Source organism: Cellulomonas biazotea, from assembly GCF_004306155.1.
Taxonomy (GTDB): Bacteria; Actinomycetota; Actinomycetes; order Actinomycetales; family Cellulomonadaceae; genus Cellulomonas; species Cellulomonas biazotea.
In genome coordinates this window covers 1-1,386 of record NZ_BIMR01000350.1, presented here as the reverse complement: position 1 = coordinate 1,386, position 1,386 = coordinate 1, and the positions used below count along the sequence as shown (strand labels likewise).

Sequence of the window (1,386 nt, the reverse complement as noted above, 5' to 3'; positions counted from 1 at the left end):
GTCTCGCCGGCGTCGCGCGGCGCGTCCCGACGGCCCCCGGCCGCTCCGGCGGACGCCCCGTGGACAGCCGGACGCGCCTCGGCCGTCGACGCGGCCGCGACCCGGTCCGGCGCCGGGTCGCGGTCGTCCGTCGGCGACGTCAGGACACCCACGACCTCAGCTCGGTCGCCCGCGCGGCAGCCCGCTCGAGCTGCTCGGCGACGCGCACCGGGGCCGTGCCGCCGTAGGCGGACCGCGAGGCCAGAGAGCCGGGCACCGTGAGCACCGAGCGGACGCCCGGCGTCAGGTGCGGCGAGATCGCGGCGAGGTCGTCGTCCGTGAGGTCCCACAGCTCGATCGCGGGCTCGCGCTCCTCGCACGCTCGCACGCACGCCCCGGCCACCTCGTGCGCAACCCGGAACGGCACGCCCTCGCGGACGAGCCACTCCGCGATGTCGGTCGCGAGCGAGAAGCCCTGCGGGGCCAGCGACGCCATCCGCTCGGTGTCGAACGTGAGCGTCGCGACCATGCCCGCGAAGGCCGGCAGCAGGACGGTGAGCTGGTCGACCTGGTCGAACACCGGCTCCTTGTCCTCCTGCAGGTCGCGGTTGTACGCGAGCGGGAGGCCCTTGAGTGTCGTGAGCAGACCCGTGAGGTCGCCGACGAGCCGCCCGGCCTTGCCGCGCGCGAGCTCCGCGACGTCGGGGTTCTTCTTCTGCGGCATGATGCTCGACCCCGTGGAGTAGGCGTCGTGCAGGCGCACGAAGCCGAACTCCTTGGTCGCCCAGAGGATGACCTCCTCCGCGAGGCGCGACAGGTCGACCGCCGTCATCGCGGCGACGAACGCGAACTCCGCGACGACGTCGCGCGACGCCGTGCCGTCGATCGAGTTCTCGACGGGGCCGTCGAAGCCGAGGTCGGCCGCGACGGCCGCCGGGTCGAGCCCGAGCGAGGACCCCGCGAGCGCGCCCGAGCCGTAGGGCGACACCGCGGCGCGGCGGTCCCAGTCGGTGAAGCGCTCGACGTCGCGCAGCAGCGGCCACGCGTGCGCCAGCAGGTGGTGCGCGAGGAGCACCGGCTGGGCGTGCTGCAGGTGCGTGCGCCCCGGCATGGCTGCCTCGCCCGCCGCGCGGGCCTGCGCGACGAGCGCGTCGACCACGTCGAGCACGAGCCCGGACAGGGTGCGCGACTGCTCGCGCAGGTACATCCGCACGAGCGTCGCGATCTGGTCGTTGCGCGACCGGCCGGCCCGCAGCTTGCCGCCGAGGTCCGTGCCCGCGCGCTCGATCAGGCCGCGCTCGAGCGCCGTGTGCACGTCCTCGTCGTCGGGCGCCGGGCCGAACGCCCCCGACGCCACGTCGGCACGCAGCCGCTCGAGCGCGTCGACCATGCCCGTGAGCTCGTCGT

At 75.4% G+C, this 1,386-nt stretch carries 1 protein-coding gene; it reads right to left on the bottom strand.

Annotated features, from left to right (window positions below):
* Window positions 1-139: 139 nt before the first annotated feature.
* Window positions 140-1,386, bottom strand: a 1,247-nt coding sequence (gene argH, locus CBZ_RS18345) for an argininosuccinate lyase (RefSeq protein WP_130782907.1), incomplete at its 5' end; no start/stop codon positions are given.